Here is a 26130-nt window from a genome sequence, read left to right as displayed (position 1 = left end):
GGTGCGGGTGATGGCGCGATGCGTTCGCCTGCGTCGCGCCGTCGCTCAGCCCTGCAACCGCTCAGCCGTTCACGGATTCGTCAGCGTGAAGGTCGGTTTCCGGTAGCCGACGCCCGCCCGGTCGAGCTTCGGCAGTTCGCGTTGCGTGAGCAGCGTCGCGAAGCCGGCCCAGTCGCGCTGCAGCGCGGCCGTGTCGACGTGATGCGTGTCGCCGCGCCTGAAGCGCACGCCGGCCGCATACGGCAGCTCCCAGTCGGCCCGGTGCCATGCGCGCTCGGCCAGCGCGAGCAGCCGCGGATAGGCCATGTATTCGAGGAAGGTGTCGTTGCGCATCACCTCGCCCCACGCCTGCCCCTGCATGCCTTCGATGCGCGGCGCGGCGCCCGTGCCCGTCACCTCGAACGTGTTGCCGTCACGGTCGCCCATCACTTCGGCGTTCTGCGGCAGGTTCTCCGGCGCGAGCGAGAACACCTTGTACTCGTCCGTCGCATGCGAGCCCCAGTAGTAGCCGCGCTCGCGCGGGTTCAGCGTGTACGGGAAGTCGAAGTACAGGTAGTCGGGCAGAGCGAGCACCGTCAGGTAGCCCTTGCCGCTCAGGTCGCGTGCGCTGTCCGATGCGCCCCAGAAGATCGTGTCCCACAGCGACACCATCACGTGGCGCGTGCTGAAGTCCTGCGGCCCGTTCGCATGCTTGATGCCGTCCTGCCACGCGGCCATCGTGTCGATCCCGTTCGCGCTGACCGCCGCGCTCACCTGTTGCGCGAAACGTGTCGGCAACTCGTCGATCGACTTGATCTCGCCGCGCTGGAGCAGTGCCGTGCATGCGGGCGAACGTGCCCACGGCTTGTCCTGCGCGGCGAGGTCGATGCGCCCCTTGTTCGGATCGGTGCCGCTCAGCGGCTGGAAGCCCCCGCCGAGGAAGATGTTCTTCGCCTCGTCGCCGCCGTAGTGCCAGGTGTGCAGCGGCGCCTGCGCGTCCGCATGCATCGCCGCGATCTCGCGGATCACCTTCGACGCGAAATTGAGCGCGCCCGGCACGCACGGGTTCAGGTCGCTGCGCCGGTCGTAGAACTGCACCGTCGTCAGGTTCGACGTGTCCTGCGGATCGAGCAGCCGGTATGCGTTCGCTTCCTGCTCGCGGCCGGCCGCATGCAGCCGCTTGTAGCGTGCCTCCATCGTCACGACGGCCGCCCGCGCATGCGCGGGCATGTCGATCTCGGGGATGATCTCGACGAAATGCGCGGCCGCGTAGCGCACCAGCGACACATAGTCGTCGCGCGTCAGGTAGCCCCCGCCGGAGCGGTTGTCCGGGCCGGAGCCGAGCTGCGGCAGCAGGCAGCGTGTCTCGCTCGGGTCATGGCAGCGGCGCCCCCCGATCTCGGTGAGTTCGGGCAGGCCGGGAATCTCGATGCGCCAGCCCTCGTCGTCGGACAGATGCAGGTGCAGGCGGTTGAGCTTGTACGCGCTCATCTGGTCGATCAGCCGGCGCAGCGTCGCCGGGTGCTTGAAGTTGCGTGCGAGATCGACGTGCATTCCGCGATGCGCGAAGCGCGGCGCATCCTCGACGAGCATCGCCGGGATCGGGCCGCCGCCGGCGGGCGCGAGCGAGTAGAGCGTCTGCACGCCGTAGTAGAGGCCGGCACGATCGTAGCCTTCGATCAGCACGCCGCGCGGCCCGATCGCGAGCCGGTAGCCGCCCGGCGTCGCGATGTCGGCCGGCAGCCGGCGCGGCGCGACGGCGCCGCGCACCGGCACGCGTGCGCCGTCGAGCCCGAGTGTCGTTGCGCGCTCGCGCAGTGCCGCGACCTGCGCGTCCGGCAAATCGGGCAGCGCGAGCTCGACGCCGCGCAGGTCGAGCGTGCCGGGCAGCGGCTGCTCGCGCTTCACGCTCGGCAGCGCGCGGCTCGCGTCGGGCCGCGCGGCGACGGGCGGCGCATTGCCGGTCGAGTTGTTCTGCGCGTCGGCCGGCAGCGATTCGACGTAGCGCAGCTCGTCGTCGGTGTCGTTGTAGCGGAGCACGGCGGGCGGCGCGCCGTCGACGACCACGTACGGGCGCGGGATCACGTCGCTGTAGCGCAGCAGCCAGTATTCGGCGACGAACGGCAGCTCGATGCGCTCGCCCGGTGCAAGCCGCACCGAGCCCGGTTGCGGCGTCAGTTCGTACAGGTCGCCGGTGAGCCGCCGCAGCGCGAAGCCGGGGCGGTCGATCCGCAGCAGGCGGCGGATGCTGTGCAGGTAGAGCTTCCAGCCGCCATCGGCGATCGCCTGGTGGCCGCGGTTCTGCAGGATCAGGCGGCCGGTCGCGCAGGCCGCGCCGTCGGCGCCGAGATCGGCGCACGGCACGCCGGCCGCGGCCGCGTGATTGTTGTCGACGGCGACGCGCAACGCGAGGCCGTTCGACAGCCGAGCCGCGAGCTCGGCCGGCGGCACGGGGGGACGGACGGCGCCGGCCGTCGCGACCGCCGCGCTCGACGCCGGCGGCGCGCCGAGCGCGACCGGCGACAGCGCCACGATCAGCAGGCCGGCAAACAGGGTGGACAAGGTTCGGTTCATGCGGACTCCTGAGACAAAAGGGGGCGTAGCGGCGTCACGGGATGACGTCGCTGCGAACGGGTCTTTCAACGGAGCTGCGGGGACAACAGGGTGCGCGGGCGATGCGGCTGCTCCGCGCGAAGTCGGCACGCGGGCGCGTGCGTTACGGAACGGGGGGCGGGCAGGCGTGCCGGTCGGATCGGCGCGGGCGGGTGCGCGTCTTCATCGGCGGCGCACGGCAGCGGCTGCTGCTGATGTGGATGCCGTGACGACGTGCCCATGGGCAAAGGCGCGCGCGCGACCTGCGCGGTCGATGACGGCGACACTCGCCGACGACGCACAACCGGCCGCCGCGCGCCGACGACGAGACGGCGCGCCAGCGCGCGCCACATACGGGATTCGCATGTCTCCCCCACCCGGAAGGATTCGGCCTGTCAGCGGCCGTGTCCAAAGATCTTATGAAACCTTTTATTGGTATTCAAGTGGTATCAATCTGGCGCTAAATTGGCATCGCGTCGATGGGCCTGTTCAGCCGGCCGGGGCGAAAAAAAACCTCGCGCGAGGCGAGGTTCCTTCTGGACGGCGGCGGCACGATCGGCCGCGCGCGTATCAGTCGTGGCGAACGCGTGCTTCCTGCGTCTTCTGCCGCGCTTCGAGCCACATCGCATTGACGATGCCGAACGACAGCGCGACGCCGATACCGAGAATCCAGCTGAAATACCACATGATCCGACTCCTTGCGAAACGGTGGGCGAGGGCGCGTGCGCGCCCCGGCCCGGTTCAAAGCATCAATACATCGAATGCTTGTTCTCTTCGAGCACCTCGCGCGTGACCTTGCCGCGCATCACGCGATACACCCAGCTCGTGTAGAGCAGGACGATCGGCAGGAACACGATCACCGCGAACAGCATCACCTGCAGCGTCATGTGGCTCGACGTGGAATCCCACACGGTCAGGCTGCTGCGCGGGTCGAGCGACGACGGCATGATGAACGGGAACATCGAGAACCCGGCGGTCAGGATCACGCCGGTGATCATCAGGCCCGTGCAGAAGAACGCCGTCTTCTCCTGCTTCGAACCGGCGAGCAGCAGCGCGATCAGGCCACCCGCGATCGCGACGACGGGCGCTGCGATCATCCACGGGAATTCGCCGTAGTTCGCGAGCCACAGGCCCGAGCCGGCGGCGACGTCCTTGAGCAGCGGGTTCGCGACGGTGTCGGTCGGTGCGGCGTGCGTGATGTGGAAGCCACCGATGGTCGACGCGACCAGCACGCCGGCCAGCACGAACAGCACGACCGCGAGGAACGATGCCACGCGCAGCGCGACCGACGCACGGCGCGCGATCACGCCGTCCGTCTTCATCTTGATGAAGGCTGCGCCGTGCGCGACGAGCATCGTGAGGCTGACGAGCCCGCACAGCAGCGCGAACGGGTTCAGCAGCGCCCAGAAGCCGCCGTAGTAGGTCACGCGCAGGTCGCTGTCGAACTTGAACGGCACGCCTTGCAGCAGGTTGCCGAACGCGACGCCGAACACGAGCGCCGGCACGAAGCCGCCGACGAACAGGCCCCAGTCCCAGCCCGCGCGCCAGCGCGGGTCAGGGCGCTTGCTGCGGTAGTCGAAGCCCACCGGCCGGAAGAACAACGCGAACAGCACGAGCAGCATCGCGAAGTAGAAGCCGGAGAACGACGCCGCGTAGACGAGCGGCCAGGCCGCGAACATCGCGCCGCCGGCCGTGATCAGCCACACCTGGTTGCCTTCCCACGTCGCGCCGACGGTGTTGACGATGATGCGGCGCTCCTCGTCGGTCTTGCCGAGGAACGGCAGCAGCGCGGTCGCGCCCATGTCGAAGCCGTCGGTGACGGCGAAGCCGATCAGCAGCACGCCGACGAGCAGCCACCAGATCAGCTTGAGAGTTGCGTAGTCCATAGCGATTCCTTGTTCCGTTTCAGGTGCGTGCTCACGCCGTGGCGCGCTCGCTGGCGGCCGCGATTTCGTGGTGATAGCGGCCGGTATGCAGCGACGACGGGCCGAGGCGCGCGTACTTGAACATCAGCTTGATCTCGATGACGAACAGCGCGGTATAGAACAGGATGAAGCCCGCGAGACTCAGGTACAGGTCGCTCGGCTGCAGGCTCGACGCGGACAGGTGCGTCGGCAGCACGCCGGCGATCGTCCACGGCTGGCGGCCGAGCTCGGCGACGATCCAGCCGAATTCGATCGCGATCCACGGCAGCGGGATCGCCCACACCGCATAGCGGAGGAACCAGCGGCGGTTGTCCTGCAGCAGTTCGCGGCGCGCGCAGAACCAGAACGCGGCGATGAACGTCGCGACGAACAGGAAGCCGAGGGCCACCATGATCCGGAACGAGAAGAACACGGGCGCGACCGGCGGGATCGTCTTCTTCGCGGCGGCCTTGATCTGCTCGGGCGTCGCGTCGACCACGTTCGGCGTGAACTGCTTGAGCATCAGCCCGTAGCCGAGATACTGCTTGTGCTGGTCGAACAGGGCGCGGGTCGCGTCGCTCGTGTCGCCCTGCTTGATCTTCTGCAGCGCGCCGTACGCGACCATGCCGCTCTGGATGTGCTCCTCGCTGTGCTTCGCGAGCTCGCGCAGGCCGATCACCGGTTCGTCGATCGAGCGCGTCGCGATCAAGCCGAGCGCGTACGGGATCTTGATCGCATAGTCGGTGCGCTGTTCTTCCTGGTTCGGGATGCCGATCAGCGTGAACGATGCGGGTGCCGGCTGCGTTTCCCATTCGGATTCGATCGCGGCGAGCTTCATCTTCTGCACTTCGCCGGTCGTATAGCCCGATTCGTCGCCGAGCACGATCACGCAGAGCGTCGCCGCGAGGCCGAAGCCGGCCGCGACCGCGAACGAGCGCAGCGCGAAGTCGACGTCGCGCTTCTTCAGCAGGTACCACGACGACACGCCGAGCACGAACATCGCCGCCGACACATAGCCGGCCGACACCGTGTGCACGAACTTCACCTGCGCGACCGGGTTGAACAGCACGTCGAACAGGCTCGTCATCTCCATGCGCATCGTCTGGTAGTTGAACTCGGCGCCGACCGGGTTGTTCATCCAGCCGTTCGCGACCAGGATCCACAGCGCGGACAGGTTCGAGCCGAGCGCGACGAGGAACGTGACCATCAGGTGCTTGACCTTCGACAGGCGGTTCCAGCCGAAGAAGAACAGGCCGACGAACGTCGATTCGAGGAAGAACGCCATCAGGCCTTCTACCGCGAGCGGTACGCCGAAGATGTCGCCGACATAGTGCGAGTAGTACGACCAGTTCGTGCCGAACTGGAATTCGAGCGTGATGCCGGTCGTCACGCCCATCGCGAAGTTGATCCCGAACAACTTGCCCCAGAACTGGGTCATGTCCTTGTAGACCTGTTTGCCGGTCATCACGTAAACCGCTTCCATGATGACGAGCAGCCAGGACAGGCCGAGCGTCAGCGGCACGAACAGGAAGTGGTAGAGCGCCGTGATGCCGAACTGCAGACGTGACAGATCGACGACTTCACTACTTATCATGGTGGTCTCCCTCGGTAGATGCAGGCGCCGGTACCGAGAGCAGCTTCTCGGCGACGGCGGCAGGCGGCAACGACATGTGCTCGGCCTGCGGATGATTGAAGAATGCGTATTTGAGCGACATCAGGAGGATCAGCTTGACGATCAGCACCAGGGTGATGTCGCGGGCGAGGGTTGGGCCGCGTGCCCACGCGGCGATGCGCGCGCGCCAGCCGATCGTACCGGCCGGCCGCGCGGGAGGCGGCGCAGGCTCTTTATTGATCGAGATCAAGGCGAATATCCTGAATCGATTTAAGTCTGATTTGGGGCGACTTTACGTCGGATTTATGACGGCCGTGAAGCTGTTTTAATCCTTTTGCGCCTGACATGCCAATTTTAAAAGGACGGCTTTCCGATGCCGAGTGCTGCGCTGCGGCAGACCGTCGCGAAACCCGGGCCGAAACTTGAGGCAGATCAAGGTTATGCGGAAGGGGCCCCCAAACGGCCTATTACCTGACGAATCAGGTCAATTAATCCGCACTGAAACGCGCCGAAAAACGAACGAAGCAGCGAATGAAAAGCAGTGGAAAAGACGGGCGAAAAAAAACCGCTGCCGGTCGGGCAGCGGTTTTTGATGAGGCGCTCTAAATCGCAGCGATTTACGCGTATTCGGCGAGGGCGGTGCGCATCTTTTTCATCGCGCTCGCCTCGATCTGGCGGATGCGCTCTGCCGACACACCGAACTCGGCGGCGAGATCGTGCAGCGTCGAGCCGCCCGAGCCGTCGTCGTCGACGTGCAGCCAGCGCGCCTCGATGATGCGGCGGCTGCGTGCGTCGAGTGCGCCGAGTGCCTGCGCGATGCCGTCCGTCTGCAGCGTGTCGCGCTGACGCGCGGCCAGCACGGCGGTCGGTTCGTTGTGCGAGTCGGCCAGATAGGCGATCGGCGCGTACGACTCCTCGCCGTCCTCGACCTGCCCTTCGAGCGCGATGTCGCCACCCGACAGGCGCGTTTCCATTTCGGTCACGTCTTCGCGCTTGACGTTGAGTTCCTTCGCGAGGCCGTCGATTTCCTCGGGCGTCATTGCCTGCAGGCCTTTCTTGTGGCTGCGCAGGTTGAAGAACAGCTTGCGCTGCGCCTTCGTCGTCGCGACCTTCACCGTGCGCCAGTTGCGCAGGATGTACTCGTGAATCTCGGCCTTGATCCAGTGGATCGCGTACGACACCAGGCGCACGTTTTGCGCCGGGTCGAAGCGCTTCACCGCCTTCATCAGGCCGATGTTGCCTTCCTGGATCAGGTCGCCGTGCGGGAGGCCGTAGCCGAGATAGTTGCGCGAGATCGACACGACGAGCCGCAGGTGCGACAGCACGAGGCGGCGTGCCGAGTCGAGGTTGTTGCCTTCGCGGAATTCGGTCGCGTACTGGCGTTCCTCTTCCGGCGTCAGCAGCGGAATGCGATTGACGGCCTGGATATACGCGTCGATGTTGCCAAGCTGGCCCGGCAACATCGATTGGGCTGCGAGCGCCAGCGAGCCTGCCGATGCGGCCTTGGCCGGCGTGGGGCTCAGGGTGTTCGGGAGGGTCAGGGCGTTGCTCACTAAAAAACTCCTTTGGAATCAGGGACAAACCCCCGGTCTCGGATGAGATTCCGGGAGCCATCTTAGCACTCCCGGAAACCGAGTGCTAATTCCTTAGAGCAAGCGTGGGCATCGGAGTTCCCGCTTTTTCTATCGAGCAAGTCGAGTCGATAGTCTATTCTGCGACAGAGGGGGCGAAGCGAAGTTCCGTAAGCCGTTGTTTCTGATGGTAATCGGTAGACGATTTCAATTTTTGTCGTTTTGGAAGCAAGCCATTTCGCTTTGTGATGCCGATCCGAAAAGTCCTTTACCATACCATTCAGTTCGCTTGAGCCGGCCGAAGCGGCTGGCTCCATTCAACCCACAAAGTTGGAGTGACAGATGAACAATAAGAAGAATCGCCGGCCCCGCAGCCGGCTGGCGCTGCATGCGATGCTGGCGGCGTCCCTTCTGGGCGGATCGGGTGCGGCATGCGCGGATCGATGGGGGATTCAGGCGGGCGGCGGTTTTTCGGATCGCCGTGGGGTCGACAAGGCCGATCTCGGCGTGGTGTGGGATCCGGGCTGGAACTGGTGGGAAATCGGCGGCTGGCACTTCGCGTTCGTCGTCGAAGGGCATGCCGGCTACTGGCACACGGGCGGCAACGTCCACAGCAGCATCGGCGAATTCGGCGTGACGCCGATGTTCCGTTTCATCAAGAGCGCCGGGGAGATCCGCCCGTTCATCGAGGCCGGCGGCGGCGTGAGGCTGCTGACGCACCCGACGATCTCGGATCACTTCTCGTTGGGGACCGCGTTCCAGTTCGCGCCGACGGCGGGGGTGGGCGTGCAGTTCGGCCAACGGCAACAGTATCAGGTCGGCTACCGTTTTGAACATGTGTCTAACGCGGGTATCAAAGAGCCGAATCCTGGTATAAATTTCCACCAGTTCTACTTGCAGTACAACTTCTGATCCGCACGCCCGCGCACGGCGTGCGCGTTGCCGAGGAGTCAGGCGATGGCGAAGGTGGTCGATGCGATCCGCGCGCTCGAGCGCGATCGGTTCCGGGCGATGGTGGACGGGGACGGCGAGGCGCTCGACACGCTTTTGTCGGACAAGGTGTTCTTCGTCCATACCAACGGCAAACGCGAAACCAAGCAGCAGTTCATCGACGCCATCGTCGCCGGCCGCCGCCGCTATCGCCAGATCGAAATCCAGTCGCAGGACGTGCTGCCCGTCGGCGATGAAACCTGCGTCGTCACCGGGCGCGCGTTGATCGAGATGGAAACGAACAACGGCGGCCTGGTCTTCCCGATCGCCTATACCTCCGTCCATACCCACGAACAGGGCCGCTGGAGCCTGTTCGCGTGGCAGGCGACGCGGTGCGCGACCGAGACGTGAGCGCGTGTGGCGCTCCTTTTCATGTCCCGACCGAAGCGGCCTTCTGGGCCGCTTTTTGCTGCCTCGTGCGGCGCGGATCGCGCGGCGCACGGGCAGTCACGCCCCGCTCGCTGACGTTTGAACCCTGAAACGGAACCTGCCGCTCAGGCCGCCGCGCGGCGATCCGCGCAGTGCCAGGCCGAGCGGTTGATCGCGCTGACGACCGCGTCGAGCGCGGCGCTCGCCGCATCGGCGTGCAGGCCGACGCCGTGCCGCAGCGGCGCATCGCCGACCCGGCAGCCGACCGATACCGCGATTCGTCCGTCCGTCGTGCGGGCGTGTTCGCACGACGCGACGTCGATCGCCGCGCCGGCAGCCGCCGCGAATGCCGCGGCCAAACGTCGCACGGTCTCGTCGGGCGTCGTATCCGCCGCGGGCGCTGCCGCGATCTCGCGGTTCTGCCAGCGTGCGCCGTTGCCGTGTCGCGCGGCCGGCCCGTCGGTGTCGAAGAATTCGCGCGCGAACAACGCGCAGATCGCGTCGCCCGTCACTTCCTCGCCGGACGCGTCGGCGAGCGTCTGCACCGCATGGCTGAATTCGATCTGTACGCGGCGCGTCGGCGTGAAGCCCATCCCGCGTTCGAGCAGGAACGTCGCGCCGCCCTTGCCGGACTGGCTGTTCACGCGGATCACCGCGTCATAGCTGCGGCCGAGGTCGGCCGGGTCGATCGGCAGGTACGGCACTTCCCAGGCCGCGTCGGGGCGCTGCTGCGCGAAGCCCTTGCGGATCGCGTCCTGGTGCGAGCCCGAGAACGCGGTGAACACGAGGTCGCCCGCGTACGGATGGCGCGGATGCACGGGAATCTGGTTGCAGCGTTCGACGACGCGGCGCACCGCGTCGATGTCGGAGAAATCGAGGCCCGGATCGATGCCCTGCGTGTAGAGATTCAGCGCGAGCGTGACGAGATCGACGTTGCCGGTGCGCTCGCCATTGCCGAACAGGCAGCCCTCGATGCGGTCGGCGCCCGCGAGCAGCGCGAGTTCGGCCGCCGCGACCGCGGTGCCGCGATCGTTGTGCGGATGCACGGACAACACGATGCTGTCGCGGTACGCGAGGTTGCGGTCCATCCACTCGATCTGGTCGGCGAACACGTTCGGGCTCGCTGCTTCGACGGTGGCCGGCAGGTTGACGATCATCTTGTGATCGCGGGTCGGTCGCCAAGTCTGCGCGACTGCGTCGCAGATCTCGCGCGCGAACGTCAGCTCGGTCATGCTGAAGGTTTCCGGCGAGTACTGGAAGGTCCACTGCGTGTCGGGGCGCGCGGCGGCGTGCTCCTTGATGATGCGCGTGCCGTCGATCGCGAGCGCCTTCACGTCGGCCTTCGACATCCCGAACACGATACGGCGGAACGACGGGCACACCGCGTTGTACAGGTGCACGATCGCGCGCGGCACGCCTTCGAGCGAGTCGAACGTGCGGGCGATCAGGTCCTCGCGCGCCTGCACGAGCACTTCGATCGTCACGTCATAGGGAATCCGCTTGTCGTCGATCAGCTTGCGGACGAAATCGAAGTCGGTTTGCGACGCCGACGGAAAACCGACTTCGATCTCCTTGAACCCGATCGCGACCAGCATCTCGAAGAACTCGAGCTTCTGCTCGATGCTCATCGGCTCGATCAGCGACTGGTTGCCGTCGCGCAGGTCGGTGCTCATCCAGACGGGCGCGCGCTCGATGGTGCGCGACGGCCATTTGCGGCCATTGAGGCGGACGGGCTCGAACGGACGGTACTTGTCTTGCGGATTGCGCTGCATCTTCTGGACCTCGGGTCTCAAGTCGCGAGCGAAGACGGGCGGCATGGGCGACGGTTGGCGCTGCCTCGCTCCGCGGCACGTGAACGCGCTGCGGATGCGGATGATCTTCGCGAGTCGGCCGACGGATAGACGGACGAATGCTGACGACTTCGGGTTGTAAAAACTACGAGAGGGGTACGGCGAGGAACTGCTGGGAGGGACCGTGCGGACAGCACACGGCGCTACGAAAGCCTTAGGCTAGTCGTAGCGATAGCGGCCGCGCTAGGCGGCCGGAGGTAATTCGGAGGGTGTTCGGAAAGGAACGCATGACGGCAACTCTATGCCAGGATGCGCTCGCGTGTCAAATGCCCCGCAAGCGGGGCCGGTTCGCGAGCGTGCCGTCAGCGTGCGATGCGGGCGATCTGCACGATCGTCGCGACCTGCCGGGCGACCGTGTCGGGCACCGGCACTTCGCCGCGCAATACGGCGTCGGTCCATGCGGCCGTCGTGGCCGCGTCGCGCGATTCGGGCAGGGGAACCGGGGGCGCATCGGTCGACGAGCGTTCGGCCTCGATCAGCGTGTCGCACACGCCGTCGTGCAGCCAGTCGACCTGCACCTGGCGCCGCGTGTCGGCAACGGCTTCGCCCTCGGTGCCGCGTGCCAGCAGCGCGCCGCCGAGCGCGGCATCCGGATGGTCGCGGAACAATTGCGCCAGGCTGTCGCGGTACGGCGGGTGCGTGTAGTTGACGAGCCGCAGGCCGGCCGGCGCGAACGGCTGCAGGATCTTCACGAGCGTGTGCGTCGAGTTGCGCACGCCGAGCACGCTGCGCATCGACAGCAGGCGTGCGATGCGCGGCGCCAGCACCTCGATCGACGCGAACGCGACGCGGCGCTCGGCGAGCATGTCCTCGATCGCATCGTGCGAAGCCGACGGTGCGAGCGATAACGCCGAGAAAATCTCGGCGCTCGTCACGCGGCCCGGATCCTGCTCGACGCCATGCACGAGCACCGGCACGCCTTCGCGCGCGAGCAGCAGCGCGAGCAGCGGCACGAGGTTCGGCTGCTTGCGCGCGCCGTTGTAGCTCGGGATCGACACGGGGCGGAACGCGGCATCCTGCACGTGCACCGGCTCGAACGACGCCTGCGCGGCGGCGAGCATCGCGGCCAGCTCGTCGGCGGATTCGCCTTTCAGCCGATAGGCGATCAGGATCGCGCCGAGTTCGATGTCCGACACGCGCGCGTCGAGCATCGCGCGGTAGAGCTCGAACGTGTCCTCGGCGGACAGCGCGCGTGCGCCGTGCGGGCCGCGGCCGATTTCCTTGATGAAGCGGGCGCACGGGAACGGAACGGCGGCGGGATCGTGGGAAGCGGTCATCGGGGCGTGGGGCGGGCGGCCGGCATCGGGCCGCGCTGTGAGCGGTGAGGAATGCCCCGAGTATCGCACGGGTGCGGCTGCCGCCAGGCGGGGCCGCGCGGCGCGGCGCGCTACACTCTGATTCCCGGCGGTGCGCGCCGGCTGCGCCGCGCCCGTGCCGTCGCCGGCCGAATACGACTACGAGAGACATCCCATGAAGCTTTACAGCTATTTCCGCAGTTCCGCGTCGTACCGCGTGCGGATCGCCCTGAACCTGAAGCAGCTGCCGTTCGACTATGTCCCCGTGCACATGCTGCGCGACGGCGGTGAGCAACTGAAGGACGCGTACCGCGCGCTGAATCCGGATGCGGTCGTGCCGACGCTGATCGACGGCGACGCGACGCTGCAGCAGTCGCTCGCGATCATCGAATATCTCGAGGAAACTCATCCGGAACCGGCGCTGCTGCCGAAGCAGCCGGTCGATCGCGCGTATGTACGCGCGGTCGCGCTGCAGATCGCGTGCGAAATCCATCCGCTCAACAACCTGCGCGTGCTGAAGTACCTGAAGCACACGCTGAAGGTGCCCGAGGACGCGAAGAACGCGTGGTACCGGCACTGGATCGAGGCCGGCTTCGAGACGCTCGAGACACGTCTCGCGAGCGATCCGCGCACCGGCAAGCTGTGCTTCGGCGATACGCCGACGCTTGCCGACGTGTGCCTCGTGCCGCAGGTGTTCAACGCGAACCGCTTCTCGATCGACACGACGCGCTATCCGACGATCCAGCGGATCGTCGACCATGCGTCGACGCTCGATGCGTTCAAGGCCGCCGAGCCCGGCGCGCAGCCCGACGCCGAATGAGCGTGGTGCGCCCGGCATGCATGACCGGGCGCGCATGAAAAAGGGCGCCCGAAGGCGCCCTGTGCGATGCGTGCCCGCGGTGTTCAGCCGAGCAGCGCGTCCGCGAATTCGACCGCGCTGAACGGCTGCAGATCCTCGACCTTCTCGCCGACGCCGATGAAGTAGACCGGCACCGGGCGCTGCCGCGCGATCGCGGCGAGAATCCCGCCCTTCGCGGTGCCGTCGAGCTTCGTGACGATGAGGCCGGTGAGGCCGAGCGCGTCGTCGAATGCCTTCACCTGCGTGAGCGCGTTCTGGCCGGTGTTCGCGTCGATCACCAGCAGCACTTCATGCGGCGCGCCGTCGTGCGCCTTCGAGATCACGCGCTTCACCTTCTTCAGCTCTTCCATCAGGTGGAGCTGCGTCGGCAGGCGGCCGGCCGTGTCGGCCATCATCACGTCGATCTTGCGCGCGCGTGCGGCGCTGACCGCGTCGAAGATCACCGCGGCCGGATCGCCGCTTTCCTGCTGCACGACCGTCACGTTGTTGCGCTCGCCCCAGACCGCCAGTTGTTCGCGCGCGGCCGCGCGGAACGTGTCGCCCGCGGCCAGCAGCACCGACTGGTCGAAGCTCTGCAGATGCTTCGCGAGCTTGCCGATGCTGGTCGTCTTGCCGGCGCCGTTCACGCCGGTGATCATCATCACGAGCGGCTGCGCGCGGCCGAGCATCAGCGATTTCTCGAGCGGCGTCAGCAACTCGACGAGCAGGTCGTGCAGCGCGGATTTCACCTCCTGCGGGTCGGTCAGGCGGCCCGTGCGCACCTTTTCGCGCAGCGCGCCGAGCAGGTACTCGGTCGCGTCGACGCCCGCGTCGGACATCAGCAGCGCGGTCTCGAGCTCCTCGTACAGATCCTCGTCGATCTTCGTATTGACGAACACGCCGGTGATGCTCGAGCCCGTCTTGGCGAGCCCCGTTTTCAGGCGCGCGAGCCACGATTTCTTCGCGGTGGCGTCCTGCAGCGGCGGCGGGACGATTTCGACCGTCTCGACGACTTCGTCGCGGCCGTCGTTGGTCGGCGTGACCGTCATCACGACGGCCGGCGCGGCCGGTTGCGCGGGCGCTTGCGGCACGTCGGCCGCGGGCGGGGCCTCGACCGCGGACGCATCGGACGGCTCGTCCGTTTGCTGCGCGTCGGCCGATTGCGATTCCGCCGGATCGGGCTCCTGCGTTTTCTTGAATCGTTTGAAGAAGCTGAACATGGTCTGACGTCGGGAAGAGGGCGGGCCGCCGCCAGGGACGGGCACCAGACGGGCCGCTCTGCGTTCGCGCGGGCGCGGCGCACGGCGGCCGAAACCGTGCATTTTATCAGTGCGGCGTGGCGCTCGCGCCAGTGTGCATCGCCGCTGTGGTAACGTGCGCCTGTTTAGCGGCGCGCCCCCGCGCGCGCCCGGTCCCTCCGTCGTCGATATTTCCGTATGTCCCGTTCCTCTCCCGGCCGCCCGGCGGCCCCTTCTGGCCGCGGCAAGCCGCACACGATCCGCATCATCGGCGGTGACTGGAAACGCACGCCGCTCGCGGTGCTCGATCTGGACGGCCTGCGGCCGACCCCCGATCGCGTGCGCGAGACGCTGTTCAACTGGCTTGGCCAGGATCTCGAAGGCCGGCGTTGCCTCGACCTGTTCGCAGGCACCGGTGCGCTCGGTTTCGAGGCGGCGTCGCGCGGCGCGGCGAGCGTCGTGATGGTCGAGCGCCACCCGCGCGCGGCGCAGCAACTGCGTGCGATCAAGGACAAGCTCGGTGCACGTGCGGTCGAGGTCGCGGAGGCGGACGCGCTGCGGCTCGCGGCCGGGCTCACGCCGGGCGCGTTCGACGTCGTGTTTCTCGATCCGCCGTTCGACGATCTGGCCGCGCTCGAGCGCGCGATTGCGCTGGCGGCGCCGCTCGTCGCGGCGGGCGGCGCGCTGTACGTCGAGACGGGGGCGGAGCTCGATCCGGCCGCGCACGACGCGCTCGCCGGTTGGGAGGTCGTGAAGCACGGCAAGGCCGGTGCGGTTCACTATCATTTGCTGCGGCGCGAAAATGATGAATAATGCGCGTTCCATACGAGGCGGCGCGCCGCAAAGGCGACGCATGCCCATCTCGGCAGCGGCGTGCGCATCGCACCGCTGCCATCCCGTTTGCGTGATGACAGGAGGAGCGACATGGTAGTCGCCGTGTATCCCGGTACGTTCGATCCGCTGACGCGCGGGCACGAAGACCTCGTGCGGCGTGCGTCGAGCATTTTTGATACGCTGGTGGTCGGTGTGGCCGACAGCCGCGCGAAAAAGCCGTTCTTCTCGCTCGAAGAACGTCTGACGATTGCGAACGAGGTGCTCGGCCATTATCCGAACGTGAAGGTGATGAGTTTCACCGGCCTCCTGAAGGATTTCGTCCGCACCAACAATGCGCGCGTGATCGTGCGCGGCCTGCGCGCCGTGTCCGATTTCGAGTATGAGTTCCAGATGGCGGGGATGAACCGCTACCTGCTGCCCGACGTCGAGACGATGTTCATGACGCCGTCCGATCAGTACCAGTTCATCTCGGGGACGATCGTGCGCGAAATCGCGCAGTTGGGCGGCGATGTCAGCAAGTTCGTGTTCCCGTCCGTCGAGAAGTGGCTGACCGAGAAAGTCGCCGCGATCGGAGGCCCTGCCGCGTGATGCGGCGCCGGCCGGTTTCGTTGCGAAGCCGGCCGCCGGCCTGAAGAAGTGAGATCAGTATGGCTTTGATGATTACCGACGAGTGCATCAATTGCGACGTGTGCGAGCCCGAGTGCCCGAACGGCGCGATTTCGATGGGCCCGGACATCTACGTGATCGACCCGAACAAGTGCACCGAGTGCGTCGGCCATTTCGACGAACCGCAGTGCCAGCAGGTGTGTCCGGTCGAATGCATTCCGCGCGATCCGCAGCATGACGAATCGCACGCGCAATTGATGGAGAAGTATCACGCGTTGACCGCCGAAAAGGGCGACGACGCGTCGTGACCCTGCGGTGACGCGCGCGCTCGAGTCCTTCGGCACGACCGTCACGCATCCGGATCGGCGCCGCCCGGCGCCGGTTCTTCCGTTTCAGGCCAGCAGCTCGCGCAACGCCGCGACGAGCGCATCGCATTCGGCGTCGGTGCCGACGGTGATGCGCAGGTGCTGGTCGATCCGCGGCAGCCGGAAGTGCCGCACGAAAATCTCCCGTTCCTTCAGTTTCGCTGCGATCGCGCCCGCGTCGTGCGCAGGATGGCGCGCGAACACGAAATTCGCGGCCGACGGCACGATGTCGAAGCCGAGCGCGTCCAGCGCATGCGTCAGACGCGTCCGGCTGTCGATCACGCGCCGGCAGGTTGCGTTGAAATAGTCGGTGTCTTCATAGGCGGCCTGCGCGGCCACTTGCGCGAGCCGGTCGAGCGGGTACGAGTTGAAGCTGTCCTTCACGCGGTTCAGCGCGTCGATCAGCGCGGCATCGCCGAACGCGAAGCCGACGCGCATGCCCGCAAGCGAACGCGCCTTCGACGTCGTGTGGACGACGAGCAGGTTCGGGTAGCGGTCGGTCAGCGTGATCGCGGACTGCGCGCCGAAGTCGACATACGCTTCGTCGATCACGACGACCGACGACGGATTCGCCGCTGCGATCCGCTCGACGTCAGCGAGCGGCAGCGCGCGCCCGGTCGGTGCGTTCGGGTTCGGAAACAGCACGCCGCCGGCGTCGTCGAGATAGTCGTCGACTCGGATCGAGAAGTCGTCCGCGAGCGGCACGATCGACGTCTGGACGCCGTACAGGCGCGCATAGGTCGGATAGAAGCTGTACGTGATGTCGGGAAAGCGCAGCGGCCGGTCGTGCTTGAGCAGCGCCTGGAACGTGTGCGCGAGCACCTCGTCGGAGCCGTTGCCGACGAACACCTGCTCGGGCTTGATCCGGTGATGGGCCGCGACCGTTTCGCGCAGCGCGCGCGCAACCGGGTCGGGATAGCGGCGCAGCGTGTCGCCGGTCTCGCCGAGTTCGCGCGCGATCGCCGCGACGACGCGCGGCGACGGCGGATAGGGATTCTCGTTGGTGTTCAGCTTGACGGGGTGTGCGAGCGCGGGCTGCTCGCCCGGCACGTAAGGCACGAGTTGCTGAACGATGTCGCTCCAGTAACGGCTCACCGCTTGGCTCCTGTCGGGCAAAGCGACCAGATTACCGCATGTGCGCCGGGGCGGGGCGGGAGGGGCCGGCCGGCGGCGCCGGACGGCTCGATGCACAGGAGCGGTGCGATGCGGTCAGTTGCGATGCAGCTGCATCGTCGCGCGGTCGAGTTCGCCCTTGACGACCATCGGCATCACGGCGAGCGCGCGTTCGATCGACGCGTCGATCACGTCCTGTTCCTCGCGGCGCGGCGGCTTCAGCACGAAGTTCGCGACGTCGGGCTTCGCGCCGGCGCGCGCGCTTTCCGGAATCAGGTCGCGCGGATGGCCGATGCCGATCCGCAGCCGCCAGTACTGCTGCGACGACAGGTGGGCGGTGATGTCCTTCAGGCCGTTGTGGCCGCCGCTGCCGCCGCCGAGCTTAAGCTTCACGGTGCCGGGCGGCAGGTCGAGCTCGTCGTGCGCGACGAGGATCTGGTCGGGCAGGATCTTGAAGAACTGCGCGAGCGCGACGACCGACTGGCCGGAGCGGTTCATGTAGGTTTGCGGCTCGAGCAGGTGGACTTCTTCGCCGTGCAGGCGCGCTTTCGCGTAGAAGCCATGGAAGCGGCGCTCGTCGCGCAGCGTCGTGCCGGCTTCGCGGGCGAGCTGGTCGATCAGCCAGAAGCCGGCGTTGTGGCGCGTCGCGGTGTATTCCGCCCCGGGATTGCCGAGGCCGACTATCAGTTTGATCATGACGTTTCGAAGGCGGCAACGGCCGCCTGGGCGCAGAAAAAGAAAAACCCGCCGGGCAAGCCGCGGCGGGTTGCGTCGACCGTTTCGAGAAACGGATCGATGGGGCGCGTGGGCAGCCCGCTTAGGCAGCCGGCGTTTCGCCTTCTGCTGCGTCCGACACGGCACCCGCCGGGACCGTCGCCGATGCGACAACCGGGTTTTCCGCGTCGATGTGCGCGACCAGCGCGACGCCCTTCGGCAGCGTGATGTCCTTCGCGTGCAGCGATTGACCGGCTTCGATCTTCGACAGGTCGACTTCGAGGAACTCCGGCAGGTCAGCCGGCAGGCACTCGATTTCGATTTCCGTCGCGACGTGCGAAACGATCGCGCTCGACAGCTTCACGGCCGGGCTGATTTCAGCGTTCAGGAAGTGCAGCGGAGCCTTCGTGTGCAGCTTCTTCTTCGCGTCAACGCGTTGGAAGTCCACGTGCAGCACCAGTTGCTTGAACGGGTGGTATTGCACGTCGCGCAGCAGAACCTGTTGCGACTGGCCAGCCACTTCGAGGTCGAGGATCGACGAGTGGAAAGCTTCCTTCTTCAGGGCGTGCCACAGGGCGTTGTGATCGAGTTCGATCTTTTGCGGGGCTGCTTCGCCACCGTAAACGATACCCGTGGTCTTACCAGCGTTGCGCAGGCGGCGGCTCGCACCCGTACCTTGCTCTTGGCGCTCGAAAGCGACGACTTTCATGTGATTCTCCAATAGCTGCCCGCGACCAGGCAGTAAAACGGGGCCGTCAAACTGCGGCCCCCGATGAAACGGACGGGGTTTCGTCTATCCCGTCCGATTGTGCAAAAAGCGAAGCGTTGCCGCTTCGCTTTCTGCGCATGCTTTGTTCAGTCGATTCGCGATCAGGATTCCGCGAACAGCGACATCACCGAGTCGCCGCGGCGGATCCGCGAGAACGTTTCGGCCAGCAAGCTCGCGCTCGTCAGCGAACGGATCTTCGAGCAGCCGAGCGATTCGGCGGACAGCGGGATCGTGTCGGTGACGACCAGCTCGTCGAGCGCCGATGCGGCGATACGATCGGCTGCGCCACCCGACAGCACCGGGTGCGTCGCGTAGGCGAAGACCTGCTTCGCGCCGCGCTCTTTCAGCACTTGCGCGGCCTTGCAGAGCGTGCCTGCCGTATCGACCATGTCGTCCATGATCACGCAGGTGCGGCCTTCGACTTCACCGATGATGTTCATCACTTCGGAGACGTTCGCCTTCGGGCGACGCTTGTCGATGATCGCGAGATCGCAGTTGAGCTGCTTCGCGAGTGCCCGGGCACGCACCACGCCGCCGACGTCCGGCGACACGACGAGCAGATCCGGGTAGTTCTGCTTGCGCAGGTCACCCAGCAGGATCGGCGTTGCGTAGATGTTGTCGACCGGGATGTCGAAGAAGCCTTGAATCTGGTCGGCGTGCAGATCCATCGTGATGATCCGCTCGACGCCGGCGATTTCCAGCATGTTCGCGACGACCTTCGCCGAGATCGCGACGCGCGCCGAACGCGGGCGGCGATCCTGACGGGCGTAACCGAAGTAGGGGATGGCTGCGGTGATCCGGCCGGCGGATGCGCGCTTGAGCGCATCGACCATGATCATCAGCTCCATCAGGTTGTCGTTCGCCGGTGCGCACGTGGATTGCAGGACGAAGACGTCCTTGCCACGCACGTTTTCCTGGATCTCGACCTGGATCTCGCCGTCGGAGAAACGGCTGACCATTGCTTTGCCGAGGGGAATTCCAAGGATATTGACGACTTCCTGGGCGAGCGCGGGATTCGCGTTGCCAGTAAAAACCATCAGGCCGTCATGGCTGCTCATCGTGCACCTGCTTCGGGCTTAGGCGGGAAATGCGGGAAAATTTTTGGCAGGGGAGGAAGGACTCGAACCCTCGCATGCCGGAATCAAAATCCGGTGCCTTGACCAACTTGGCGACTCCCCTACACTTAACTGATAACTTCACCGAACTTGTGTAGGCCGTTCGGCAAAGTAAAACTTCATGACGCGAAAGCGAAGAGCGGATGCTCGTTCAGGCTCTCGGCAACTGCACCGTTCCAGCCGGTGGGCAGCTTGGCTTGCGCCGCTTCTGCCTCATGCTTGCTGCGAAACGCTGCAAACACGCTTGCTCCGGAGCCGGTCATCCTCGCGGGGGTCACATCATACAACCATTTGACCACCTGCGCAACTTCCGCGTACTTACTTGTCACAACTCGCTGCATATCGTTCCGACCGAAACTATCTGGCCATCCCGCGTCGCTGCTTTGCTGTGCAAGAAAGTCCGTAATTGTGACGCGCTTCGAATCTCTTGTCAACAACTCATCTGAAAATATTTCAGCGGTTGGGACGTGAACGCGGGGCGTTACAACCAAGAACCAGCGAGTCGGCAATTGTACCTCAGCTAATTCTTCTCCGATACCCTCTGCGAACGCATTTTTTCCAAAAATAAAAAACGGGACATCTGCGCCGAGTTTTACCGCGAGCGACTGGAGTTCGGCGCGCGGCAGGTCGAGTTGCCACAGGCGGTTCAGCGCGAGCAGCGTCGTCGCCGCGTCGGAGCTGCCGCCGCCGAGGCCGGCCCCCATCGGCAGGCACTTGTCGATCTCGATGTCGACACCGTGCGCGGTGCCCGTATGCGCTTTCAGCAGGTTGGCCGCGCGCACGACGAGATCGCTTTCCTCGGGCACGCCGGGCACGTCGGTGACGCGTGCGACGCGGCCGTCGTCGCGGAGCGTGAAGTGCAGCGTGTCGCCCCAGTTCAGCAACTGGAACACGCTCTGCAGATCGTGATAGCCGTTCGGACGGCGGCCGGTGATGTGCAGGAACAGGTTGAGTTTCGCGGGCGCAAGGCAGTTGCGCAGCGAGCGGGTCGAATCGGTCATGCGTATGTCTGGGCTGGGCCAGTGCTCACTGATCGAGCACGAGCTTGATGTCGAGCGGCGGTGTCGCGCGCACGAGGTTGACGCGTTTGACGCCCGTGGCCGGGGCGTCCGCGTAGGCAAGGTAGTCGATCGTCCAGCCGTCCTGGCGGATCTGCTTGACGCGCGTACCGTCGGCCGGATCGCGCACCGTCTGCGCGGGCGTGGCGGGCGCGGCGGTCGGCAGCAGCCAGTAGCGCAGGCCCGCGAGCGGCAGTTCGAAGCCGAGCGTTTTCTGCATCAGGTCGCCGACGTCCGGCGCATATTGCGTCGGACGGTTCGGCAATTCGAGCGATGCCGCCTGCGGCGTCGACTTCACGACCGCGAGCGTCTGGCCGAGCGGGCTGCGCAGCTCGAGCGACACGTCGTCGCCGTGCTCCTGCCAGTCGAAGTTGCCGTACACGTTCTGCGGATTGCCGAGACGGTCGTCGTACCGCACCGCGAAGCGGCCATGGTAAGCGTGCGTTGCGGCGGTCTGCAGCGCCGCGCCGGTCGGCGCGCTGGCCGACGGCGGCGTGCTCGCGCAGCCGGCGAGCACGAGCGCCGTGCCGGCTGCGGCCAGCGTGCGCTGCGCGCGGAAGGACAGGGAAAACGTCGGGAACATCTGCATCAGAGACCGTTGATCTGGAGGCGTTTCAGCGTCTGCACGAGCGTGTCGTTGTCCGGCTCGAGCTTCAGTGCGTCACGCCATGCGGAACGCGCATCGTCCTGCGCGCCGCTCTTCCACAGCACTTCGCCGAGATGCGCGCCGATCTCGGCGTTCGGCTGCAGTTCGTACGCGCGCCGCAGCACCTTCGTCGCGCCGGCCGTATCGCCCATCCGGTACTTCACCCAGCCGAGGCTGTCCATGATGTACGCGTCGTTCGGCGCGAGCGTCATCGCCTTGTCGATCAGCTTGCTGGCTTCGGGGAGCCGCTGGTTGCGGTCGGCGAGCGAATAGCCGAGCGCGTTGTACGCCTGCGGATTGTCGGGCTGCGTGCGGATCAGCTCGCGCAGCTGCTTTTCCATCGTCGTGTAGTGGCCGGTCTTTTCGGCCGCCATCGCGTAGTCGTAGCGCAGGTCGGGATCGTCGGGGAAGTCCTGAACCGCCTGCCCGAGCCGTGCCTCGGCTTCCGGGTAGCGCTTCGCGGTGAACAGGATCGACGCGTCGGTGCGTGCGACCACGGCCGCATCGCGCGGATCCGTGATCGGCAGGTCGTCGAGCACCTTGCGCGCCTCGTCGGTCTTGCCCTGTTTCTGCAGCAGCTGCGCGCGCGTGATCTGCGCGGGCAGGTAGTGCTGGCTCGTCTGGTCGACCTTGTCGAGCCACTGCGACGCCTGCGCGTCGTTGTTCTGGTCGATCGCGATCTGCGCGAGGTAGATGTAGCCCTGGCCGACGTCGAGGTTCGGCTGCTTGTCGCCGAGCTGGACGTACTGCTTCAGGTAGCCGGTCGCTTCGTCGAGCTTCTTCTGCTGGATCTTGATCAGCGCGAGCGCCATCAGCGGCGTCGGATCCTTCGAGTCGAGCTTGCGCATCGTCTCGAACTGCTTCTGCGCGTCGTCGAGGCGATCGTCGGCGAGATAGAGCTGCGACAGCGCGAGCCGCGCATCGCGCGACTTCGGATTCTGCTGAACATACTTCTCGAACGACGCGATGCCCGCCGCGCGTTCCGCCGGCCCCATCTGCGACAGCATCAAAGCCGCCGGCAGGTAGTCGGGGCGGAGCTGCAGCGCCTGCTTCAGCGACTGCGCGGCGCCGTCCTTGTCGTCGACCGCGAGCTGCTGGCGCGCGATCGCGAGCTGCGCTTCGGGCCGGTTCAGGTCGTTCTTCAGCATGTCCTTCAGCACCGCGAGGCCGCCGACGCGGTCGGAGCCGCGCACGAGCAGCGCCTGCAGCGCGAGGATCGCCGGGCCGCGCGTCTCGCCGGTCGCCCGGGCCAGCTCGCGCGCGAGCATCGGCTGTGCGTCGGCCGGCTTGCCGGCGAGCACCAGCAGCGCGGCGTCGACCTGCGATGCGCGATTCGAATCGGGTGCGTACTGGCGCCACAGGTTCGCGGCGGACAGTGCGTCGGCCGGGCTCTGCGCGCCGAGCGCGATCTCGGTCGCACGCTGCGCCATGCGCGGATCGCGCGTGTCGCGGGCGAGCGCGAGGTAGGTCTGGTAGGCCGGTGCGGGCTGGTTACGCTGCAGCGCGACCTCGGCGGCGAGCACCTGGTAGACGATCTGGCTCGTCAGCGGAACGCCGGGGAGATCTTTTTTCTCGTCCGGCATCACATGCTCGAACGCGCCCTGCGACTCCGCGTCGTCCGATGCCGGATCCTGCGCGTGGGCCGGGAAGGCGGTGAGGGTCCAGGCGGCAAACAGCGCGGCGCCGAGTGCACGGCGGACCGGGAAGGCGCGCGCGCCGCGCACGGCGGCGGGACGCTTCTGAAGCAGCTTCGAGGGCAGGGTCATGGAAATCCGTTCGATGTTTCAACCGATTGTAACGCGCTCGCTACAATACACGCACGATCGTGAATCCAGTCTCAGACCCGCAAAACATGCCAGAGTTGCCAGAAGTCGAAGTCACGCGCCGGGGCATCGCGCCCTTTGTCGCGGGCCGCCGCGTCGAGCGTGTCGACGTCCGTACCGAGATGCTGCGCTGGCCCGTGCCGGCCGGGCTCGCCGAGCAGTTGCGCGCGCGCGAGGTGCTCGCCGTCGAGCGTCGCGGCAAGTATCTGCTGTTCGAGGTCGACGCGGGCTGGTTCATCGTCCACCTCGGCATGACGGGCACGCTGCGCGTGCTGCCCGCGGCTGGCGTGCCGGTCGCCGCGAAGCACGACCACATCGACTGGATCTTCGACGAATTCGTGTTGCGGTTCCGCGATCCGCGCCGCTTCGGCGCGGTGCTGTGGCACCCGCGCGAAGCGGGCGACGTGCATGCGCATCCGCTTCTCGCTAGCCTCGGCGTCGAGCCGTTCTCGCCGGCGTTCACCGGCGCGCTGCTGCACGCGCGCACGCGCGGGCGCACCGTGTCGGTCAAGCAGGCGCTGCTCGCGGGCGACATGGTCGTCGGCGTCGGCAACATCTATGCGTCGGAGAGCCTGTTTCGCGCCGGCATCCGGCCGACGACGGCCGCCGGCAAGGTGTCGCTGCCGCGCTACGAGCGGCTGGCCGACGCAGTGCGCGCGACGCTTGCCGACGCGATCGAGCGCGGCGGCAGCACCTTGCGCGATTTCGTCGGCAGCAACGGCGAAAGCGGCTATTTCCAGCTCGACTGCTTCGTCTACGATCGTGCGGGCCAGCCGTGCCGCGTATGCAACACGCCGATCCGCCATATCGTGCAGGGCCAGCGGTCGACCTATTTCTGCCCGACCTGCCAGCGTTGAAACCTTTTTCCACAATTAGATCACTTGAAGCCGCCCCGCATCGCCCCCGCTCCGTTCCCCGTCACGCCGCTGCATCGCACGTTCGCCACGCGCCTGGTCGCGTGGCAGCGCGAGCATGGCCGCCACGACCTGCCGTGGCAGAACACCCGTGATCCGTACCGGATCTGGCTGTCGGAAATCATGCTGCAGCAGACGCAGGTATCGACCGTCATCCCGTATTACACGCGCTTTCTCGAACGCTACCCCGACGTGGCCGCGCTCGCGGCCGCGCCGACCGACGACGTGATGGCGCTCTGGGCGGGGCTCGGCTACTACTCGCGCGCGCGCAACCTGCATCGCTGCGCGCAGGTCGTCGTCGCCGAGCACGGCGGTGCGTTTCCGGCGACGCCTGACGCGCTGGCCGAATTGCCGGGCATCGGCCGTTCGACGGCCGCGGCGATCGCGTCGTTTGCGTACGGCGCGCGCGCGACGATTCTCGACGGCAACGTGAAGCGCGTGCTGGCGCGGGTGTTCGGCGTCGAAGGCTTCCCGGGTGAGAAGCGTGTCGAGAACGACATGTGGGCGCTCGCCGAATCGCTGTTGCCCGACGCCGCGAACGCGGCCGACGTGAGCGCGTATACGCAGGGGCTGATGGATCTCGGCGCGACGCTGTGCGTGCGCGGCAAGCCCGATTGCGCGCGCTGCCCGTTCGCGGGCGACTGCGTCGCGCAATCGACGGGCCGCCAGCGCGAACTGCCGGCCGCGCGGCCGAAGAAGGCCGTGCCGACCCGCAAGACCTGGATGCTCGTGCTGCGCGACGGTGACGCCGTGCTGCTCGAGCGGCGGCCGCCGACCGGCATCTGGGGCGGGCTGTGGAGCCTGCCGCAAGCGGACGGCGACGCCGCGCTCGCGGAACTCGCACGTGGCTTCGGCGGCGGCGGCACGGTGCCGCTCGCGCCGCTTACGCACACGTTCACGCATTTCCGGCTCGAGATCGAGCCGCGGCTGAGCGACATGGCCGCCGGCGGCCTGCCCGCCGGCGCGCGGGACGCGGACACCGCGTGGGTGCCGCTGAGCCGGCTCGACGCGTATGGCGTACCAGCGCCCGTGCGCAAGCTGCTCGATGCGCTGAGCGGGCCGCTGCTGTAACGAAGGGGAAGGGGCGCGGCGCATGCCGCGCTTTCAGGGAAACGTCGGACGCTCGTGGTTTTTCGTGCCGACGGAAGTCGCCTTGGGTTGGCTGGCGGGAAGTGGCTGTCTGGGGCGATTCGGAACACGCCGGCCCGGCTTTTCGCCCGGAAGGAAGCCCCTCGTTGGACGCCCTCTCCCGGATAACTCAGGCAAAGCGACAGGTCCCGCGCTCGCTATAACCAGCCGTGCCGGTCGAGCACGTGGTGCACGGCATCGATGCGCGCGCCGACGTCCGGAAACTCCATCAGCTTCTGCCGCGCGCGCAGGTCGAGCGGCAGCAGTTCCGCGAGACGGTTCGATACCCAGCTCGGATCGTCGAGGCGGAACGGTTCGCCGAACGGCATCTTCTGCGGATCGGATTTCTTCAGCGCGTCGATGATGCGCTCGAGCACCTCGGCGCACGAGCCGAACTGCGCGAGCGCCTGCTCGCCTTCGAGCGGGATGTCGTCCGGCAGCGGCTCCGCGATACCGACCAGCAGCCCGTTGCCTTCGACGCGATACGACAGCAACTCGAAACGCTGGGTGCCGACCGCCTGCAGGTACAGCATGCCGAATTCACCGGTATCGCATTCGGTGATGCGCGCCATGCAGCCGATGGTCTCGGGCACCGAGACGGCGCCGTCCTGCGCGACTTCCGGCCCGCTCTTCAGCAGGCACACGCCGAACGGTGCATCGTCGCGCAGGCACGCGCGGGCCATGTCGAGATAGCGCGCCTCGAACACCTTGAGCGGGAGCAGGCCCCCCGGGAAGAGCACCGTGTGCAGCGGAAACAGCGGCAGGTCGATCAGGGTGGTCGATAGGGAGGACATGGCGCGCGGGCGT

Annotated in this window: 25 protein-coding genes and 1 tRNA gene; 8 read left to right on the top strand and 18 right to left on the bottom strand. The window is 66.7% G+C overall.

Features of this window, described 5'->3' with window-relative positions; genetic code table 11:
- Positions 1-69: 69 nt before the first annotated feature.
- From CFB43_RS15615 to rpoH, 6 genes are all read right to left on the bottom strand, one after another.
- Positions 70-2553, bottom strand: a complete 2484-nt coding sequence (locus CFB43_RS15615; protein ID WP_089495675.1) for a family 20 glycosylhydrolase — start codon at positions 2551-2553, stop codon at positions 70-72.
- A gap of 588 nt (positions 2554-3141) precedes the next feature.
- The gene (gene cydX, locus CFB43_RS15605; protein WP_011353251.1) at positions 3142-3258 is read right to left on the bottom strand and encodes a cytochrome bd-I oxidase subunit CydX; all 117 of its coding nucleotides are present in this window, start codon (positions 3256-3258) and stop codon (positions 3142-3144) included.
- A gap of 62 nt (positions 3259-3320) precedes the next feature.
- Positions 3321-4457: a cytochrome d ubiquinol oxidase subunit II gene (gene cydB, locus CFB43_RS15600; protein ID WP_089426368.1), complete on the bottom strand. Its 1137-nt coding sequence runs from the start codon at positions 4455-4457 to the stop codon at positions 3321-3323.
- Positions 4458-4488: 31 nt separating this feature from the next.
- Positions 4489-6069 (bottom strand): cytochrome ubiquinol oxidase subunit I, encoded by a 1581-nt coding sequence (locus CFB43_RS15595; protein ID WP_089431704.1) that lies wholly within the window; start codon positions 6067-6069, stop codon positions 4489-4491.
- Positions 6059-6337, bottom strand: a complete 279-nt coding sequence (gene cydP, locus CFB43_RS15590) for a cytochrome oxidase putative small subunit CydP (protein WP_089426366.1) — start codon at positions 6335-6337, stop codon at positions 6059-6061. Before cydP ends, CFB43_RS15595 begins: the two co-directional genes overlap by 11 nt.
- Before the next feature lie 367 nt (positions 6338-6704).
- Positions 6705-7640 carry an RNA polymerase sigma factor RpoH gene (gene rpoH / locus CFB43_RS15585; protein ID WP_089426365.1) on the bottom strand — a complete coding sequence of 312 codons (936 nt, stop codon included), beginning with the start codon at positions 7638-7640 and terminating at the stop codon, positions 6705-6707.
- 360 nt (positions 7641-8000) lie between these two features.
- Here rpoH and pagL point away from each other — a divergent pair, with 360 nt between their 5' ends.
- Together pagL and CFB43_RS15570 are read left to right on the top strand one after the other, a co-directional pair.
- The gene (gene pagL / locus CFB43_RS15575) at positions 8001-8570 is read left to right on the top strand and encodes a lipid A 3-O-deacylase PagL (RefSeq protein WP_089456962.1); all 570 of its coding nucleotides are present in this window, start codon (positions 8001-8003) and stop codon (positions 8568-8570) included.
- 45 nt (positions 8571-8615) lie between these two features.
- Positions 8616-8999 carry a nuclear transport factor 2 family protein gene (locus CFB43_RS15570; RefSeq protein ID WP_039346091.1) on the top strand — a complete coding sequence of 128 codons (384 nt, stop codon included), beginning with the start codon at positions 8616-8618 and terminating at the stop codon, positions 8997-8999.
- Between the two features lie 143 nt (positions 9000-9142).
- Here the strand turns inward: CFB43_RS15570 and leuA are convergent, their stop codons facing one another.
- The gene (gene leuA, locus CFB43_RS15565) at positions 9143-10789 is read right to left on the bottom strand and encodes a 2-isopropylmalate synthase (RefSeq protein WP_089495673.1); all 1647 of its coding nucleotides are present in this window, start codon (positions 10787-10789) and stop codon (positions 9143-9145) included.
- A gap of 380 nt (positions 10790-11169) precedes the next feature.
- Positions 11170-12144 (bottom strand): DNA-binding protein YbiB, encoded by a 975-nt coding sequence (gene ybiB, locus CFB43_RS15560; protein WP_089495672.1) that lies wholly within the window; start codon positions 12142-12144, stop codon positions 11170-11172.
- 193 nt (positions 12145-12337) lie between these two features.
- Here ybiB and maiA point away from each other — a divergent pair, with 193 nt between their 5' ends.
- On the top strand, positions 12338-12982 hold the full coding sequence (maiA, locus tag CFB43_RS15555; protein WP_089495895.1) for a maleylacetoacetate isomerase: 645 nt from the start codon (positions 12338-12340) through the stop codon (positions 12980-12982).
- Positions 12983-13065: 83 nt separating this feature from the next.
- Here the strand turns inward: maiA and ftsY are convergent, their stop codons facing one another.
- Positions 13066-14220, bottom strand: a complete 1155-nt coding sequence (gene ftsY, locus CFB43_RS15550; RefSeq protein WP_089495671.1) for a signal recognition particle-docking protein FtsY — start codon at positions 14218-14220, stop codon at positions 13066-13068.
- 216 nt (positions 14221-14436) lie between these two features.
- On the opposite strand from ftsY, the gene rsmD reads away from it, so the two are divergent.
- From rsmD to CFB43_RS15535, 3 genes are all read left to right on the top strand, one after another.
- Positions 14437-15051, top strand: a complete 615-nt coding sequence (rsmD, locus tag CFB43_RS15545) for a 16S rRNA (guanine(966)-N(2))-methyltransferase RsmD (RefSeq protein WP_089426360.1) — start codon at positions 14437-14439, stop codon at positions 15049-15051.
- A 111-nt stretch (positions 15052-15162) separates the two neighbouring features.
- Positions 15163-15660, top strand: a complete 498-nt coding sequence (gene coaD, locus CFB43_RS15540) for a pantetheine-phosphate adenylyltransferase (RefSeq protein WP_039346084.1) — start codon at positions 15163-15165, stop codon at positions 15658-15660.
- A gap of 59 nt (positions 15661-15719) precedes the next feature.
- Positions 15720-15986: a YfhL family 4Fe-4S dicluster ferredoxin gene (locus tag CFB43_RS15535; protein WP_069248899.1), complete on the top strand. Its 267-nt coding sequence runs from the start codon at positions 15720-15722 to the stop codon at positions 15984-15986.
- An 84-nt stretch (positions 15987-16070) separates the two neighbouring features.
- Here CFB43_RS15535 and hisC read toward each other — a convergent pair whose 3' ends face one another.
- The 8 genes from hisC to CFB43_RS15495 form a co-directional block, all read right to left on the bottom strand.
- Positions 16071-17138, bottom strand: a complete 1068-nt coding sequence (gene hisC, locus CFB43_RS15530; RefSeq protein WP_089495670.1) for a histidinol-phosphate transaminase — start codon at positions 17136-17138, stop codon at positions 16071-16073.
- A 114-nt stretch (positions 17139-17252) separates the two neighbouring features.
- On the bottom strand, positions 17253-17852 hold the full coding sequence (gene pth, locus CFB43_RS15525) for an aminoacyl-tRNA hydrolase (RefSeq protein WP_006477776.1): 600 nt from the start codon (positions 17850-17852) through the stop codon (positions 17253-17255).
- A gap of 121 nt (positions 17853-17973) precedes the next feature.
- Positions 17974-18579, bottom strand: coding sequence for a 50S ribosomal protein L25/general stress protein Ctc (locus tag CFB43_RS15520; RefSeq protein WP_085042200.1), 606 nt, complete (start codon positions 18577-18579; stop codon positions 17974-17976).
- 161 nt (positions 18580-18740) lie between these two features.
- Positions 18741-19697, bottom strand: a complete 957-nt coding sequence (locus CFB43_RS15515; protein WP_069248896.1) for a ribose-phosphate pyrophosphokinase — start codon at positions 19695-19697, stop codon at positions 18741-18743.
- A 44-nt stretch (positions 19698-19741) separates the two neighbouring features.
- Positions 19742-19818: transfer RNA gene (locus tag CFB43_RS15510), tRNA-Gln, on the bottom strand.
- 55 nt (positions 19819-19873) lie between these two features.
- Complete coding sequence (ispE, locus tag CFB43_RS15505; protein WP_089495669.1) at positions 19874-20755, bottom strand: 4-(cytidine 5'-diphospho)-2-C-methyl-D-erythritol kinase; 882 nt, start codon at positions 20753-20755, stop codon at positions 19874-19876.
- A gap of 25 nt (positions 20756-20780) precedes the next feature.
- The gene (lolB, locus tag CFB43_RS15500) at positions 20781-21401 is read right to left on the bottom strand and encodes a lipoprotein insertase outer membrane protein LolB (RefSeq protein WP_089495668.1); all 621 of its coding nucleotides are present in this window, start codon (positions 21399-21401) and stop codon (positions 20781-20783) included.
- A complete protein-coding gene (locus tag CFB43_RS15495; RefSeq protein ID WP_089495667.1) occupies positions 21401-23224 on the bottom strand; it encodes a tetratricopeptide repeat protein in 1824 nt (607 codons plus the stop codon). The genes lolB and CFB43_RS15495 overlap by 1 nt, the downstream gene beginning before the upstream one ends.
- A gap of 86 nt (positions 23225-23310) precedes the next feature.
- On the opposite strand from CFB43_RS15495, the gene mutM reads away from it, so the two are divergent.
- A complete protein-coding gene (gene mutM, locus CFB43_RS15490) occupies positions 23311-24138 on the top strand; it encodes a bifunctional DNA-formamidopyrimidine glycosylase/DNA-(apurinic or apyrimidinic site) lyase (RefSeq protein ID WP_089495666.1) in 828 nt (275 codons plus the stop codon).
- Between the two features lie 24 nt (positions 24139-24162).
- On the top strand, positions 24163-25266 hold the full coding sequence (gene mutY, locus CFB43_RS15485) for an A/G-specific adenine glycosylase (RefSeq protein ID WP_089495665.1): 1104 nt from the start codon (positions 24163-24165) through the stop codon (positions 25264-25266).
- A 215-nt stretch (positions 25267-25481) separates the two neighbouring features.
- Here the strand turns inward: mutY and CFB43_RS15480 are convergent, their stop codons facing one another.
- A complete protein-coding gene (locus CFB43_RS15480) occupies positions 25482-26117 on the bottom strand; it encodes an LON peptidase substrate-binding domain-containing protein (RefSeq protein WP_089441042.1) in 636 nt (211 codons plus the stop codon).
- Positions 26118-26130 lie beyond the last annotated feature (13 nt).

It is taken from the genome of Burkholderia sp. AU15512, from assembly GCF_002223325.1.
In the GTDB taxonomy this organism is placed as follows: Bacteria; Pseudomonadota; Gammaproteobacteria; order Burkholderiales; family Burkholderiaceae; genus Burkholderia.
The sequence above is the reverse complement of the archived record's forward strand: the minus strand, read 5'-3'. Positions and strand labels throughout refer to the sequence as shown.